Source organism: Dyella tabacisoli (assembly GCF_003350925.1).
Classification (GTDB): Bacteria; Pseudomonadota; Gammaproteobacteria; order Xanthomonadales; family Rhodanobacteraceae; genus Dyella_C; species Dyella_C tabacisoli.
The window spans coordinates 1-18,342 of the sequence record NZ_KZ857189.1 but is presented as its reverse complement, the minus strand read 5'-3'; the positions used below and the strand labels follow the sequence as shown (position 1 = coordinate 18,342).

Below are 18,342 nucleotides of genomic sequence, written 5' to 3'. Positions count from 1 at the left end.
CGGTGCGCGCGTGCTGGTGGGCGTGAAATCCGGTGCGGGCAGGGCTTTGCGGTCGAGCTTGCCGTTCGGAGTGAGCGGCAAAACGTCGAGCATGACGAAGGCGGTCGGCAGCATGTAGTCGGGCAATTGCTCGCCGAGCAGACCGCGCAAGATGCTGACATCGACGTCGGTCGGCGCGTCCACCAAATAGGCGACCAATTGTTTTTGTCCGGCCTGGTCCTCGCGCATGATGACCGCGCTGCGAACAAAGCCAAGTCGTGCCAGCGCTGCTTCGATCTCGCCCAGCTCGATGCGGAAGCCGCGGATTTTCACTTGGCTGTCGGCACGACCGAGATAGTCCAGTTGGCCATCGGCGCGCCAGCGTGCGAGATCGCCGGAGCGATACATACGCTCGCCCGCAGTGAATGGATTGGCGACGAAACGCTCGGCGGTAAGGCTGGGACGGTTGAGGTAGCCGCGCGCCAGGCCGGCACCGGCGATATACAGCTCGCCGGGCACGCCCACCGGCACCGGATGCAAGCCCGGATCGAGCAGGTAGACGCGCGTATTGTCCAGCGGTGTACCGATGGTGATGGCGGCTTCGCTTTCGATGTTGCCGAGGGTCGACCAAACCGTGGTTTCGGTCGGTCCGTACATATTCCACACCTGCTCGGCAGATTCAGCCATATAGGCCGCCAAGTCGGTGGGCAGCGCTTCGCCGCCGCACAATATGCGCAACGAAGAATCGGCACGCCATCCGCTCGCCTGCAACATCTGCCAGGTTGCGGGGGTGGCCTGGATCAGCGTCGGGGCAACCTCGGCGATGCGTGCGCGGAGCTGCTCGCCATCGGCAGCGACTTCACGGCTGAGCAGATGCACGCAGGCGCCCTGGATCAGTGGCAGGTACAACTCCAGTCCGGCGATGTCGAAGGATATCGGGGTCAGTGCCATGACCACATCGTCGGCGCTCAAGCCGGGACGCCGCGCCATCGATTGGAGGAAGTTCTCCAACGCATGGTGCTCGATCATCACTCCTTTGGGGCGGCCGGTAGAGCCGGAGGTGTAGATCACATAGGCCGGATGTTTTCGGTGCAATGGAACGCGCCGTTCGTCATCGCGGGGATCGTGCGTAGCCGCACCCGCCAGGTACTCGCGTTGCACCGGCGTATCGATGGCCAGAGTGGCGATATCGCCAGACAGCAGGTCACTCAAAGCGGACGTCGTGATAAGCAGCGCGGGACGTGCATCGTCCAGCATGTAGATCAGTCGCTCGGCCGGATAATGCGGGTCCAGCGGCAAATAAGCGCCGCCGGCCTTCAGTACGGCGAGCAGCGCGACCACCATGTCGATGGAGCGTGGCAGCGCCACGGCGACCCGATCCTCCGCGCCGATGCCGCGCGCGATCAGCGTATGGGCGAGTCGGTTGGCTTGCTCGTTGAGCTGCGCGTAGCTGAGGCGCTGATTTTCAAAGGCCTGATTTTCAAAGGCCCGATCTTCGGAAACGCGATTCTCGAAGATCAGCGCGATGGCCGCAGGGGTTGCCGCTGCCTGTTGTTCAAATCGGCGCGGCAGCGGCATGCCTGCCAGCGCGCGGTCGGTGTCGTTCCAGCCGTGCAGCAACTGTGTTTGTTCTTCGTCGGCAAGCAAGCCGAGGTGCGTAATGGACTGCTGTGGATTAGCGGCGACCGCCTCAAGCAGGCGTATCAGGCGCTGTGCCAGGGTCATTGCGCTGGTCGAGTCGAACAGGTCGGTAGCATATTCCAGCCGACCGCCGATGCCGGCCGGCGAACCGTCGGCAAGCCGTCCCTCGATGAAATCGAAGCTGAGGTCGAATTTGGCGACGGTCAGCGGGGTAGCTTGCTGGGTGCATTGCAGGCCAGGCAGTTGCAGCGATGCGCTGGCGTTGTTCTGCAGCACCAGCATCACCTGGAACAACGGGTGATGGGCCAGCGAACGGGTGGGATTGAGGACCTCGACCAGTTGCTCGAACGGCAGGTCCTGATGCTCGTAAGCGGCCAGATCGGTCTCGCGTACACGCGCCAGCAAGGCCTCGAAACTGGGATCGCCCGAGGTATCGGTACGCAGCACCAGTGTGTTGAGGAATAGGCCGACCAGATCATCCAGCGCCGCATCGGTGCGGCCGGCGATGGGACTGCCGATCGGGATATCCGTGCCGGCACCCAGGCGAGTCAGCAAGGTCGCCAATGCCGCTTGCAGCAGCATGAACAGGGTCACGCCATGGCGCTGGGCCAAGGCTTGCAGTTGCCGGTGCAGCGTCGCGTCGATATCGAAACGCAGATGCTGGCCGCGATAGCTGGCGACCGGCGGACGGGGGCGGTCGGTAGGCAGGGCAATCTGCTCGGGCAGTTCGGCCAGAGTCTGTTGCCAATACGCGATCTGCCGGGCAATCACGCTGTCGGCATCGGACGCCTCGCCCAGCACATCGTGCTGCCATAGCGTGTAATCGGCGTATTGCACCGGCAGCGGTGACCAGCGCGGCGCGTATCCAACGAGGCGGGCCGCATAGGCCTGGGCCAGATCGCGAGCCAACGGGGCCAAGGAGGCACCGTCGCCGGCGATGTGATGCAGCATCAGCAACAGCACGTGGCTTTGCGGGCCCAGCCGGAACAATTGCGCGCGCAGCGGAATGTCCTGCGCCAGATCGAAGGCATAGCTCGCTGCTGTCGCCAAGGCATCGGGCAGGGCGTCTTCGCTGATATCGACTGGTACATAGTTCAGCGATGCTTGCGCGAGTACCTGCTGATACGGCGTATCGGCATGCGGGAACAGAGTGCGCAGACTCTCGTGGCGTTCGATCAGATCGCCCAGGGCTGCTTCCAGCGCGTACTCATCCAGCGGTCCTTGCAGACGCAAGGCCATCGGGATGTTGTAGGTCGCGCTGGGGCCTTCCAACTGATGCAGGAACCACAAGCGACGTTGAGCGAACGACAGCGGCAGTTGCGCCGGCCGCAGCATCGGCTGCAGCGGCGGTCGGGTGGCCTGGGTCGGGTCGAGCCGCAGCGCCAGAGCGGCGACGGTACGGGCCTCGAACAGCGTGCGAATCGACAGCTCGACCTTGAGCTTGGCGCGGATCTGGCCGATCAGGCGGATCGCCAGCAGCGAATGGCCGCCTATATCGAAGAAGCTGTCGTCGATGCCGACCCGCTCCAGTCCCAAGACCTCGGCGAACAGTGTGCAGAGGATTTCTTCTTGCGCATTGCGCGGTGCACGCGTGCTGGTGGGCGTGAAATCCGGTGCGGGCAGCGCCTTGCGGTCGAGCTTGCCATTGGTCGTCAGTGGCAGCGCGTCAATCGCGACCAGGGCGGCCGGCACCATATAGTCGGGCAGTTGCGTCGCCAACGTGCTGCGCAGAGCCGCCATGGCGGTGGCATCGGGCTCGGTATGGGTGTGGGCATGGCCAGCTTCGGTGACCACGTAAGCGACCAATTGCTTCTGGCCGGGCCGATCTTCGCGCACGATCACGCGTGCCTGGGCCACGCCGTCCAGTGAGCGTAGTGCAGCTTCGATCTCGCCTAGCTCGATGCGGAAGCCGCGGATCTTCACCTGCTCGTCGGCGCGGCCGAGGAAATCCAGCACGCTATCGGCACGCCAGCGGGCCAGGTCGCCGGAGCGGTATAGCCGTTCACCCACGGCGAACGGATTGGCGACAAAGCGCGAGGCGGTCAGTCCCGGCCGCTTGAGATAGCCGCGCGCCAGGCCCACACCAGCGACATACAGTTCGCCGGGCACACCCACTGGCACGGGCTGCAGGTTTTCGTCGAGTACGTACAACTGCAGGTCGGGGGTAGCCCGGCCGATCAGGCTGCCGGCGCTTTGTTCGGCCATGGCCCGATCCAGCGGCATATAGCTGGCATGCACGGTGATCTCGGTAATGCCGTACATATTGACCAGACGGGGGGCATCCTCGGCGTGGCGCGCATACCACTCCTGCAGGCGGCGCAGGTCCAGCGCTTCGCCGCCGAACACGACCGTGCGCAGTGCGAGCCGGTCGCCCACGGCCGGTTGCTCGGCATCGGCCTGGATCAATTGATAGAACGCCGAGGGCGTCTGGTTGAGTACGGTGACCTGCTCGTCGACCAGCAGTTGCAGAAATTCGCCGGACGAGCGCGTCACGCTATGCGGTACGACGACCAGGCGGCCACCGTAGAGCAGGGCGCCCCAGATTTCCCAGACCGAGAAATCGAAGGCGTAGGAGTGGAACAGGGTCCAGACATCCTCGATGCCGAAGCGGAAATCGTTCTCGCTGGTGTGGAACAGGCTGACCACGTTCTGGTGCGAGATCAACACGCCCTTGGGTTTGCCGGTGGAGCCGGAGGTATAAATCACATAGGCGCAATGCTCAGGTTGGGCACGCGGCGACGGATTGTGCGTCGGCTGTGCCTGCAGTGCGGCGAGCGTGTCGAGGTCATCGAGTGCAAGCAGCGGCGTATCGAAGGTCGGCAAGGCTGTTGCCGATGCGCGATACGAAAGCAGTTGCACTGGTCTGGCATCGTCCAGCATGTAAGCAAGACGTTCGCTGGGATAGTCGGGATCCAGCGGCAGATAGGCGGCGCCGGCCTTGAGCACGGCAAGCACGGCGACCACCATATCCAGCGAGCGCGGCAATGCGATGGCGACCAGATCCTCGGCGTTGACGCCACGTTCGATCAGCGCATGCGCCAGTCGATTGGCTTGTTCGTTGAGCTGGGCGTAACTGAGTCGTTGCTGCTCATAGGTCGCGGCAACGGCGTCGGGATGTCGCACGGCTTGCTGTTCGAACAGTGCCGTGATCGTGATGGCCGACGGCGTCGGTGCGGGAGGATTCCAGCCGACCAGTAATTGCTCGCGTTCGGCCATATCGAGCAGCTCGATCCGGCCGATCGGCTGGGTGGGTTCGGCGGCGACCGCCGTCAGCACCCTTTGCAAGCGTTCGACCAGGGTCTGCGCGGTAGCGGGGCTGAAGAGGTCGAGCGCAAACTCAAGATTGCCGTACAGACCGGCAGGCGTCCCATCCTCGTGCAGTCGCTCGGCAAAATCGAAGCTGAGATCGAACTTGGCGGTGGCCAGTTCAAAGGATTGCTGGCTGCAGCGCAGGCCGGGCAGATCCAGCGTCGCGTGGGCGGTGTTTTGCAACACCAACATCACTTGGAACAAGGGGTGATGCGAAAGCGAACGGCTGGGGTTGAGTACTTCGACCAATTGTTCGAACGGCAGATCCTGCTGCTCATAAGCGGCCAGATCCGTATGGCGCACGCGGGCCAGTAAATCCTCGAAAGTCGGATTGCCCGAGGTGTCGGTGCGCAATACCAGGGTGTTGATAAACAGGCCGACCAAGTCGTCCAGGGCCGCATCGGTGCGACCGGCGATAAGACTGCCGATCGGGATATCGGTACCGGCCCCAAGCCGGGTCAGCCAGGCAGCCAACGCCGCTTGCAGCACCATGAACAAGGTCACCCGGTGCTGCCGGGCCAGTGCCAGCAATTGACCGTGCAATTCGGCCGGTAACATGAAATCCACGTGCTGGCCGCGATAGCTCGACACGCTCGGCCGTACCTGGTCGGTGGGCAGGCTGAGTTGTTCGGGCAGATCGGCCAAGGCTTGCTTCCAGTACTCGATCTGTCTGGCGATCAGACTGCGCGGATCCGACTCTTCGCCAAGCAAGCGGTTTTGCCACAAGGTGTAGTCGGCGTATTGCACCGGTAGCGGTGTCCAATGCGGCGCGCGCCCTTCGAGGCGGGCGGCATAGGCTTGCGCGAGATCGCGCATCATCGGTGCTATCGAGGCACCGTCGCCGACAATGTGGTGCAGCAGCAAGACCAGCACGTGATCCTGCGCACCGAGCCGGAACAATTGCCCGCGCAGCGGTATTTCGCGCGTCAGATCGAACGCATAGGCGACGGCTTCAGACACTGCCTGCAGCAAGGCGTCTTCGGTAACGTCGATAACGGCGAAGGCCGGTTCGGCGTGGTCGAGAACGAGCTGGCTCGGCGTATCGGTGTGGGGGAAAATCGTGCGCAGGCTTTCATGGCGCGAGACCAGATCGCCGAGCGCTGCCTGCAGCGCGGCGGCATCCAATACGCCTTCGAGCCGCAGCGCGAGCGGCATGTTGTAGAAGGCGCCGGGCCCTTCAAACTGCTGCAAGAACCATAGCCGGCGCTGGGTAAAGGATAAGGGCAGCAGATCCGGGCGTGGCTGTGCCGTCAGCGCCAGCCGCGCATGCCTGGTAGCCGGCAGTTGCTGCGCCAGTGCCGCGACAGTCGGCGCTTCGAACAAGGTGCGGATGGCCACCTCGATGCCCAGCTCGCTGCGGATACGGCCGACCAGGCGCGTCGCCAGCAACGAATGGCCGCCCAAATCAAAGAAGCTGTCGTCGATGCCGACCTGCTCGATGCCGAGAACCTCGGCGAACAGCGTGCAAAGCACGGCTTCTTGCGGGGTGCGCGGCGCGCGCAAGCTCACCGGCACGAAATCCGGTGCCGGCAGGGCTTTGCGGTCGAGCTTGCCGTTGGGGGTGAGCGGCAAGACATCGAGCGCGACAAACGCCGCCGGCACCATGTAGTCGGGCAGGCGCTCGCTCAAGCTACTGCGCAATGCGTCTCGATCGAATGCGGCGTCTGCGGTCACCAGGTAAGCGACCAGTTGTTTCTGGCCGAGGCGATCCTCACGCGCGATGACCGTGTTCTGCGCGAAACCGCTCTGGGTCAAGGCGGCCTCGATTTCACCCAGCTCGATGCGGAAGCCACGGATCTTCACTTGGCTGTCGGCCCGGCCCAGATAGGTGAGTTGACCGTCCGCTTGCCAGCACGCCAGATCGCCGGAGCGATACATACGCTCGCCCGCAGTGAATGGATTGGCCACAAACCTCTCGGCCGTTAGCGTCGGGCGCTTCAGATAACCGCGAGCCAGGCCCGCGCCGGCAATGTACAGCTCGCCGGCCACGCCTATTGGCGCGGGACGCAGGCTGTTGTCCAGTACATACAGTTGCGTGTTGAGGATCGGTCGCCCCATCGGTGGAACGATGGCGCCAGCCAGCGGCGCACTGATCGAAGCGCACACCGTGGCCTCGGTCGGACCGTAGGCATTTATCATGCACCGCCCCTGCGACCAGGCATCGACCAGATGCGGCGGGCAGGCTTCACCGGCGACGATCAAATGCGTGCAGATCTCGGTCGGCCCGATCTTAGTTAACTCGATCTCATTTGGCCCGATCTTAGTTGGCCTGATCTCATTTGGCTCGGGCATGACCGACAGCGCTGCCGGCGGCAGGGTTGCATGGGTCACGCCTTGGCGAAGCATAAGCTCGACGAGTGCGTCGCCCGGCAACAACTGCTCGGCAGGCGCAAGCACCAGGGTCGCTCCGGTAAGCAAGGCCATGCAGCATTCCCAGAACGCGGCATCGAAACTCAGTGAAGCGAATTGCAGGACGCGGCTGTGCGCGGTCACGCCGAAACGTTCGACCTGACTGGCGACCAGGCTGGGAGCGCCCGCATGAGTAACCACCACTCCCTTGGGTTTGCCGGTAGAACCGGAGGTGTAGATGACATACGCCGGATGCTGTGGCTGCAGCGGTTGCCGGCGCTGCGCATCGAGCGGGTTCTGCATCGATGCCGTATCCAGCATCTGCTGCACTGGCGGCGTATCCAGCGCAAGCGTGGGGATGTCGCACTGTAGACGCTGGGCGATGGCTGTAGTGGCGATCAGTGCCACTGGCTGCGCATCGTCGAGCATGAAGGCCAGGCGTTCGGCCGGATAGTCCGGGTCCAGCGGCAGGTACGCGGCGCCGGCCTTGAGTATGGCGAGCAGGCTGATGATCGGATCGAGCGATCGCGGCAGCGCGATCGCGACGAGATCTTCGGGCCCGACCCCTTGGGCGATCAGCGTGTGCGCCAGCCGATTGGCGTGCTGGTTGAGCTGCGCATAGGTCAGCGAGGTTTCTTCAAACAGCAGGGCGATGGCGTCGGGCGTTCTGGCTGCTTGCTGTTCAAATAGCTGCGGCAGTGTGGCGGCGGGAATCGCTTGAGCGGTGTCATTCCAATCCACCAGCAACTGCTGCCGTTCACCGGCATCGAGCGTATCGATGCGGCCTATCGGTTGCTGCAAATCATCGGCGATCGCCTCAAGAATATGCACATAGCTGTTGGCGATGCGTTGTATTTCGGGCAGCTCGAACATATCGGGCCGATAGCTGAAATTAAGCGTCAGCCGTGCTCCGGGTATGACCGAGAGGCCTAATGGATAGTGCGAAGTGTCGCCGCCGTGATGGCTGTGCACGGCGACCTGAAGTGCTTCGCCATGGGTTTTCAGGCTCGCTTGATCGACCGGGTAGTTCTCGAATACCACCAGGGTGTCGAACAATTCCTGCCGACCCGCTAGCTGCTGAATCTCGCTGAGGTTCAAATGCTGATGTTCCAGCATGACCGACTGTTGCTGCTGCAGCCGTACCAGCAGCTCGCGCACGGTTTCTTCAGGTCGCAATTGCAGGCGCAGCGGCAGCGTGTTGATGAACAGGCCGACCATGCGTTCGCTGCCGGCAAGTTCCGGTGGACGGTCCGACGCGGTCGTGCCGAAGACGACGTCGTTGCGGCGGGTAAGACGACTGAGCAGGATCGCCCAGGCGGTTTGCACCAAGGTGTTGGTGGTAATGCCGAGGTGGCGGCCCTGCCTGGTCAGTTGGTTGCTGATGGTTTCGCCAAGCTTGATCGCGCAGACCTGCGGCACCGCCGCTGTGGTCATTGCCTTGCCGAGCAAGGTCGCTTCGTCCAGCCCGGCCAGCGCGTGGCGCCAGGCGGTTTGGGCGGAGTGCTTGTCGCGTGTGCCGAGCCAGCGCAGATAGTCGCGATACGGCGTTACGCGCGGCAATACGGTTATATCGCCGGCGCTGCGATAAAGCGTGAACAATTCCTCCAGCAGAATCGGCGTGGACCAGCCATCGAGCAGGATGTGGTGACTGGTGAAGACCAATCGATGATGCCCGCTGCCCAGGCGTACCAGGGCAAAGCGCAACAGCGGCGCCTGGCTTAGCTCGAAACGTTGTTGCTGGTCTTGTTGCAGCAGTTGTGCAAACGCGGCTTCGCGCTGCTCGGCATCCCCGTCGAGTTCGATCATCCGCCATGGCACCACGACCTGCTGCGGTATCACTTGCACCGGTTCGCGCAGGTCGCGGTGTACAAAGGCGACCTTTAAGTTGGCGTGGCGTTGCAACAGCGCCTGTGCGGCGGCTTGCAGCGCCGCTGCATCCAGCGGGCCGCGGAAGTCGAACACCATTTGCACGACATAGTTGTCCTGCTGCTGCTCGTCGTATAGCGCATGAAACAAGAAACCATGCTGCAGCGGCGAAAGCGGCAGGATGTCGAGCAAGGGTGGCTGTTGCGCTTCGATCACTTCGATCTGCGCCTGCGCCAGGGTGACCAGGGGCAGATCCGATGGGGTCAGTACGGCGGCCGTGCGAGCGGTGGTGTAGTCGACTATCCGCCGCAGCACCGCAAACCAATGCTCGGCCAGATCGCGTACCGCCGATGGGTCGAGCAAGGCGCCGGCACAACTCCAATCCGCGCACAGCGAAGGTCCGCCCGGACCATCTTCGGTGGTCGCATTCAAATCCAGCACATGCGCCAGCGCCTGCTCGGGGTGAGCGCCGCCGCCGAGGGCGGAAGCCTCGGCTGCCGGGCCCCAATCGCGGGTTTCGCCGGCGGCGAAACGGCCTAGATAGTTGAAGCCGATTTGCGGCGCGGCCTGTTGCCCCAGCGCCTCGCGGCCGGCTTCGTCCAGATAGCGCAGCAAGCCATAGCCGACGCCCTGGTCGGGCAGCCGGCGCAGTTGCTCCTTGATTTGCTTGAGCGCGCGGCCAAGTTGCGGTCCGCCGTGCAGTGCATCGGCCAGATCGACGTCCGACAAGTCCAGTTGCAACGGGAATTGACTGGTAAACCAGCCCACCGTGCGCGACAGCTCGGCACCTTCGACGATGGCCTCGCGGCCATGGCCTTCCAGATCGAAGCGCAGGTACGGGTAATGGCCCATATCCCGATGGCCGATGTCATGACGGTGTCGCCAATCGATCAAGGCGAGCGCGAAAGCGGTGAGCAGTACGTCGTTGATACGTCCGTGGATGTGCTGCGGAACCTCGGTCAGCAGGCGCTGCGTGGTTGCCGGCTCCAATCGCAGGCTGAGTTTTTGCTGGGTTTGCACGGTATCGCGTGCGGGGTCGAGCGGACGAGCGCTAAGTGCCGGGTCGTCGCCGGCGAGCATGCTTTGCCAGAACGGCAATTCGTCGCGACGCGAGGCGGCGACGGCGGGCAGTTGCAGCGCCCAGTGCCGGAACGGAGTGGCGACGGGTTCCAGTTGAATCGGCAGGCCGCCGGCAGCGGCCTGCCAGGCGTGTTGCAGGTCGGGTAACAGAATGCGCCAGGAGACACCGTCGACGGCAAGGTGCTGAATCATCAATAGCAGCCGCGAGGCGGCGCCGTCGTCAAACCACAGCGCCTGCAGCAAACGTCCGTTGGCGGGGTCGAAGCGGTCGCGCGCGGCCTGTGCCTGGTCGAGCATGTGGTGTTCGCGCTGCTGCGCGGGTATGCCGGCCAGGTCGATGCGTTGCAGCACCTCGGCCGCGGCAATACGGCCGGCGGGTTCGATACGTAATTGACGATCTGGCAGTACGCGCATGCGCAACACATCGTGATGGTCGAGCAAGGCTTGCAGCGCGGCGAGCAGGTGATCTTCGCGCAGCGCAGGTACCTGCAAGAACATCGCTTGATGGAAATGGCTTAGCGGTCCGCTTTGATCCAGATACCAGTGAATGATCGGGGTGGCCGGCAATATGCCGATCGCGTCCTCGACTGCGGTGTCGACTGTTTCGCGCAATGGCGTGATGAGGCCGGCCAGTGCTTCCACGCTGGGCGACTGAAACACTTCGCGGGCATTGAGACGGAAGCCGGCCTGACGCACCCGGCTGACTAGCTGGATAGAGCTGATGCTGTCGCCGCCTAAAGCAAAGAAACTATCGTCGACACCGACTTGTTCAAGTCCAAGCACATCGGCGAAGAGTGCGCAGAGCAGGACTTCTCGCGGATTGCGCGGCGCACGCAGGTGGCTGGGTGCGAAGTCCGGTGCCGGCAGCGCCCTGCGGTCGAGCTTGCCGTTGGCGGTGAGCGGTAAGCCGGCTATCGCTACGAACGCCGCCGGCACCATGTAGTCGGGTAATGCCGTGGCAAGGGTCTGGCGTAATGCCATGGCATCGACCGCGCTTGTCGCGGCGACCAGGTAGGCCACCAACTGCTTCTTGCCAGGCTGGTCTTCGCGCACGATCACGGTGTTGTGCTCGAAACCGGCCTCGCTCAGGGCTGCTTCGATCTCGCCCAGTTCGACGCGGAAGCCGCGAATTTTTACCTGGCTGTCGGCGCGGCCGAGGTAATCCAGCAGGCCGTCCGAACGCCAGCAAACCAGATCGCCGGAGCGATACATGCGTTGGCCGGGCGCAAATGGATTGGCGACGAAACGTTCTGCCGTCAACGCGGCACGATCAAGGTAGCCACGAGCCAGTCCGGCGCCGGCGATGTAAAGCTCGCCGGCCACCCCTGGAGGCAGCGGTTGCAGATGGGCGTCCAAAACATAGAGGCGGGTATTGGCAACCGGCGCGCCGATGCAGGTGCCGTTCGTTACGTGGCTATGGGTGAGGTTGGCGGCGCTTGACCAGATGGCCGCCTCGGTCGGGCCGTATTCGTTATAAATAACGGCGTCGCGCGGCCCCTGCGAAGCGTGCTCTTGCAGCAGGGTCGCCGGAATGGATTCGCCGCCCAGCACGATGCGTTTCAGCGAGTCCAGCTTGCCGGGATCCATGCCCAGGGTCGCACGATACAGCGCCGGAACGCTGAGCCATCCTTGTACCTGGTGTCGCTCGACCAGGTCGGCCAAAGCCTGGACGTCACGCTCCAGGCCGGGCGTGGGCAGCACCAGCGTGGCACCGGTGGTCAGGCTATGCAGAATCGCACCCAGCGAGGCATCGAAGGCGACGGAGGGCAATAGCAACGCGCTGTCGACGTGCGGATAGAAATGCTCGCGCGCCCAGGTGGAATGGACGATTTCGCGCTGCGCGATAACGACACCCTTCGGCTTGCCGGTGGAGCCGGAGGTATAGATCACATAGGCAGGGTGTTGCAGTTGCAGCGGGCGGCGGCGTTCCTCGTCGCGCGGGTTGTGTTGCGGCGCCTGTGCCAGGGTAGCCTGCTGTGACGGGGCGTCCAGCGCAAAGGTCGGCAGCTCGCTGCGCAGCAGTTCAGCCATTGCCGTCGTGGTAATCAAGGCCGATGGCCGTGCGTCATCCAGCATGCCGCCGAGGCGTTCGGACGGATGGTCTGTATCCAATGGCAGGTAGGCGGCACCGGCCTTGAGTACGGCAAGTAGCGCAACCACGGTTTCGAGCGAGCGCGGTAATGCGACCGCGATGCGGTCCTCCGTTCCATGACCATGCGCGATCAAGCTATGGGCTAATTGATTCGCACGTTGATTGAGCTGGCCGTAGGTAAGGCGGTGTTCTTCAAAGATGGCGGCGATGGCATCGGGCGTGCGTGCAATCTGCTGCTCCAGCATGGCTGGCAATGTGATGGCTGGCACCGATTGCGTGGTGTCGTTCCAGTCGACTAATAGCTGTTGACGCAAGGCCGGAGCGAGGGTGTCGATACGGCCGATCGCCTGCTGCGGTTCGTTGGCGATCGCCGTGAGAATGCGCATATAGCTTGCCGCGATATGCTCGATCTCTTGTGCTTCGTACACATCCGGGCGGTAGCTGAAACCGAGCTTGATCTGGGCACCCGGTGCTATCGACAGCCCCAGCGGATAGTGCGTGGTATCGCCGCCATGGCTGCTATGGAAAGCGATGCGCATTTCCTCGCCCTGGGTTTTCAGCGCGGCGGCATCCACCGGATAGTTTTCAAATACCACCAAGGTGTCGAACAGTTCGCCGTGGCCTGCCAGTCGCTGGATTTCAGTCAGGCTGAGGAACTGGTGATCGAACAACGCGGACTGCTGTTGCTGCAGTCGTACCAGCAACGCGCGAATCGATTCGTCGGGGCGCAGGCGCAGGCGCAGCGGCAAGGTGTTGATGAACAAGCCGACCATTTGCGCGCTGCCGGCAAGTTCCGGCGGCCGGTCGGACAGGGTGATGCCGAACACGACATCGTCGCGTCGGGTGAGACGGCCGAGCAGTACCGCCCAGGCAGCCTGGGCCAAAGTATTGAGGGTGACGCCGATACGCCGGGCTTGCTGCACCAACTCGGTACTCAGCGCTACGCTCAATTGTTCGCTCAGCAGGGCTGGCGCGGTCGGTGTGGCGGGAACTTCGGCAACGCGCGTCGGCTCGTCGAGACCGCTTAACGCCTCTGTCCATGCCGCCACGGCGGCGCTCTTGTCGCGCGATGCCAGCCAACGCAGATAGTCGCGATATGGCGTAACTCGCGGCATCTGCCCGGCATCGCCGCCGTTGCCGTACAGCGCGAACAGCTCTTGCATCAGGATCGGCGTGGACCAGCCGTCGAGCAGGATGTGGTGACTGGTGAAAACAAGATGGTGGCGTTGCGCGCTTATCCGAGCCAGCGTGAAACGCAGCAGCGGTGCCTGACTCAACTCGAAGCGTTGTTGCTGGTCTTCGCGCAACAGCTCGGCGAAGGCGTCCTCGCTCAGTTCGAGCGTGCGCCAAGGCACGTCGATAGCACGCGGGATTACCTGCACCGCTTCGGTCAATTGCTCGTGAATAAAAGCGGCACGTAGATTGGCGTGCCGCTGCAACAAGGTTTGCGCGGCGGCTTTCAGCGCGAGCGGGTCCAGCGGGCCTTCAAAGGTGAAGACCAGTTGCACCACATAGCTGTCCTGGACCTGCTCGTCATACAGCGCGTGAAATAGAAAACCATGCTGTAGCGGCGACAGCGGCAGAATATCCAGCAGCGGCGGCAGCCGCGCTTCGATCGCCTCGATCTGGCGCTGGCTCAGCGCAACCAACGGCAGGTCCGAAGGCGTCAGCGCGTTTGCGTTGGAGCGGTTGGCGTCGGCGGCGATGTGGCGCAGCACGGCAAACCATGTTTCGGCCAAGTCGCGCATGGCTGCCGCGTCGAGCAATTGGCTGGCCCAGGTCCAGTTCGCGCAGAGTGAGGGACCCTCCGGCCCATCCTCGGTCATCGCGTTCAATTCGGCGATAAAAGGCAGCGGTCGCGTGGCATCGGCGTGTGTGTTCAACAGCGCGGCTTCGGCGGCGATACCCCAGTCGCTTGCTTCGCCGATGGCGAAACGTCCCAGGTAGTTGAAACCTATTTGCGGCTTTGGCTGCGGCCCCAATGCATTGCGACCGTCTTCGTCCAGGTAGCGCAACAAGCCGAAGCCGACACCGTTATCCGGCAGACGACGCAGTTGCTCTTTGACCGATTTAAGTGCGCGCGCCAAGGCGGTGCCGCCTTGCAATGCATCGGCCAGGTCGATGTCCGACAGATCCAGTTGCAGCGGGAACAGGCTGGTGAACCAGCCTACCGTGCGCGACAGGTCGGCGCCTTCGACGATGGCTTCGCGGCCATGGCCTTCCAGATCGAAGCGCGCAAGAGCATGTTCTCCCAGCCCGTGTCGCTGGCGCCAGTCGATCAGCGCGAGCGCGAAGGCCGTCAACAAAACATCGTTGATGCGGCCATGAATGCGCTCGGGGGCCAGGGTGAGTAAGCACTGGGTGATAGCGGTGGGCAGGCGCAGGCTGAGTCCGCTTTGCGTCTGGATGGTGTCGCGAACCGGATCGAGTGGACGCTGCGATAGCGCCGGATCCTCGCCGCTCAGCATCTCTTGCCAGAACCCCAGCTCGGTGCGGCGGGCGGCGGCAGCGGCAGGCAATTGCAGCGCCCAATGGCGGAACGAGGTGGCGACAGGTTCCAGCTCGACCGGTTGAGCGGCGACGATCGCCTGCCATGCGGCCTGCAGATCGGGCAATAGAATGCGCCAGGACACACCGTCCACCGCGAGGTGATGGATGGTCAGCAGCAGTCGCGATTCGCTCGGATTTGCAGCGGCCGTCGAAACGGCCGTCGAGCTTGGATCGCTTGAATCGGCCCCAGCATCGAACCACACCGCCTGCAGCATGCGATGCGCGTATGGGTCGAGGCGATCGAGGGCGGCCTGGGCTTGTTCGCGCAAGCATGCTGTGCGGGCATCGGGGTCTAGACCGGCCACGTCCACGCGCTGCAGGCAGTCGTGGGCATTGACGCTGCCGATCACGCCGATCTGCAATTGATGATCCGCCTGCAGGCACAGACGCAAGGCATCGTGATGGTCCAGCAAGGCTTGTACGGCGCCGATCAAATCACTTTGCTTCAGCGCCGGTACCTGCAACAGCATTGATTGCTGGACATGTTCCAGCGGGCCGTCCTGGTCGAGAAACCACTGGATGATGGGTGTCGCCGGCAGCACGCCGGTCGGTGCTTCGGCCTGGGCTTGCCGCTGATCCGGGCCATGCTCGTCGATGAGGGTGGCGGCGCCGGCCAGCGCTTGCACGGTCTGGTGCTGAAACACATCGCGGGCACTGATTTTCCAGCCTTGTTTACGGGCACGGCTTACCAACTGGATCGAACTGATGCTGTCGCCGCCCAGGGCAAAGAAGCTGTCGTCGATGCCGACCCGCTCCAATCCCAACACCTCGGCGAACAACGTGCAGAGGATTTCTTCTTGCGCATTGCGCGGTGCGCGCGTGCTGGTAGGCGTGAAGTCCGGCGCGGGCAGGGCTTTGCGATCGAGCTTGCCATTGGTCGTCAGTGGCAGCGCGTCAATCGCGACCAGGGCGGCCGGCACCATATAGTCGGGTAGTTGCGTCGCCAAGGTGCTGCGCAGAGCCGCCATGGCGGTGGCATCGGGCTCGGTATGGGCGTCGGCATGGGCATGGCCAGCTTCGGTGACCACGTAAGCGACCAATTGCTTCTGGCCGGGCCGGTCTTCGCGCACGATTACTCGTGCCTGGGCCACGCCGTCCAGAGCGCGTAGTGCAGCTTCGATCTCGCCCAGTTCGATGCGGAAGCCGCGGATCTTTACCTGCTCGTCGGCGCGGCCGAGGAAATCCAGCACGCCATCGGCACGCCAGCGGGCCAGATCGCCGGAGCGGTACAGCCGTTCACCCACAGCGAACGGATTGGCGACAAAGCGCGAGGCGGTCAACCCCGGTTGTTTGAGATAGCCGCGAGCGAGGCCGGCACCGGCGACATACAACTCGCCACTGACGCCGGCAGGTACCGGTTGCAAGGCGTCATCGAGTACATACAGCTTCAGGTCGGGGGTAGCGCGGCCGATCAGGCTGCCGGCGCTTTGTTCGGCCATGGCCCGATCCAGCGGCATATAGCTGGCATGCACGGTGATCTCGGTAATGCCGTACATATTGACCAGACGCGGTGCATCCTCGGCGTGGCGCGCATACCACTCCTGCAAGCGGCGCAGGTCCAGCGCTTCGCCGCCGAACACGACCGTGCGCAGTGCGAGCCGGTTGCCCACGGCCGGTTGCTCGGCATCGGCCTGGATCAATTGATAGAACGCCGATGGCGTCTGGTTGAGTACGGTGACCTGTTCGTCGACCAGCAGTTGCAGAAATTCGCCGGACGAGCGCGTCACGCTATGCGGTACGACGACCAGGCGGCCACCGTAGAGCAGGGCGCCCCATATTTCCCAGACCGAGAAATCGAAGGCGTAGGAGTGGAACAGGGTCCATACATCCTCGGTGCCGAAGCGGAAATCGTTCTCGCTGGTGTGGAACAGGCTGACCACGTTCTGGTGCGAGATCAGCACACCCTTGGGCTTGCCGGTGGAGCCGGAGGTGTAAATCACATAGGCGCTGTGTTCGGATTGCGCGCGCGGCGGATTGTGGCAAGGCAGTAGCTGCAAGGCAGCGACGATATCGGCATCGTCGAGTGCGAGCAGCGGTGTATCGAAGGCGGGTAATGACGCGACCAAGGCATGCTGCGAAAGCAGTTGCGCCGGTGCCGCGTCGCTCAACATATAAGCGAGGCGCTCGGCCGGATAATCCGGGTCCAGCGGTAGATAGGCGGCACCGGCCTTGAGCACGGCAAGCACGGCGACCACCATATCCAGCGAGCGTGGCAGCGCGATGGCGACCAGATCTTCGCTGCCGACGCCACGGGCGATCAGGGCATGGGCCAGACGGTTGGCTTGCGCGTTGAGTTGGGCGTAGCTCAGGTGCTGGCCGTCGAAGCTCAGCGCGATCGCGTCGGGTGTCTCGACTACCTGCCGCTCGAATAGCTGCGACAAGGTATCGGCCGGCGCGGTCGCCGTGGCAGGATTCCAACCGACCAGCAATTGTTCGCGTTCGGCGACATCGAGCAGTTCGATCTGGCCGATCGGTTTGGACGGTGCGGCAGCGAGCGCGGCAAGCATCCGCGTAAAACGCCGTACCAACGTTTGCGCCGTCGTCGCATCGAACAGATCGGTGGCGTATTCCAGATGTCCATGTAAACCCGCCGGGGTGCCGTCGGCGTGGCGCTGTTCACCAAGATCAAAGCTCAGATCGAACTTGGCGATGGGTAGCTCGAAGCTTTGCTCGGTGTGGCTCAGTCCGGGCAGACTCAGCTCCGCCGCGACGTTGTTCTGTAGCACCAGCATCACCTGGAACAGCGGGTGATGGGATAGCGAGCGGACCGGATTGAGTACGTCGACCAGTTGCTCGAACGGCAGCTCTTGATGCTCGTAAGCGGCCAGGTCGGTCTCGCGCACACGCGCCAGCAAGGTCTCGAAACTGGGATTGCCCGAGGTATCGGTGCGTAGCACCAGCGTGTTGAGAAACAGGCCGACCAGGTCGTCCAGCGCCGCATCGGTGCGGCCGGCGATGGGACTGCCGATGGGGATATCCGTGCCGGCACCCAGGCGAGTCAGCAAGGTCGCCAGTGCCGCTTGCAGCAGCATGAACAGGGTCACGCCATGGCGCTGGGCCAGAGTCAACAGTTGCCGATGCAGCGCGGCGTCGATATCGAAACGCAGATGCTGGCCACGATAGCTGGCGACCGGCGGACGGGGGCGGTCGGTAGGCAGGGCGATCTGCTCGGGCAGTTCGGCCAGAGTCTGTTGCCAATACGCGATTTGCCGGGCAATCACGCTGTCGGCATCGGATGCCTCGCCCAGCACCTGTTGTTGCCACAAGGTGTAGTCGGCGTACTGCACCGGCAGCGGCGACCAGTTCGGTGCCTGGCCACCCAGCCGCGCGGTATAAGCCTGGGCCAGATCGCGGGCCAACGGGGCCAAGGAGGCACCGTCGCCGGCGATGTGATGCAGCATCATTAGCAGCACGTGGCTTTGCGGGCCCAGCCGGAACAATTGCGCGCGCAGCGGAATGTCATGCGCCAGATCGAA

General features: G+C 63.5%; 1 protein-coding gene. It reads right to left on the bottom strand.

Going from position 1 to position 18,342, the window contains the following annotated elements; all coding sequences use genetic code 11:
* Positions 1 to 18,342, bottom strand: an 18,342-nt coding sequence (locus tag DVJ77_RS20795) for a non-ribosomal peptide synthetase (protein WP_114847459.1), incomplete at both ends; no start/stop codon positions are given.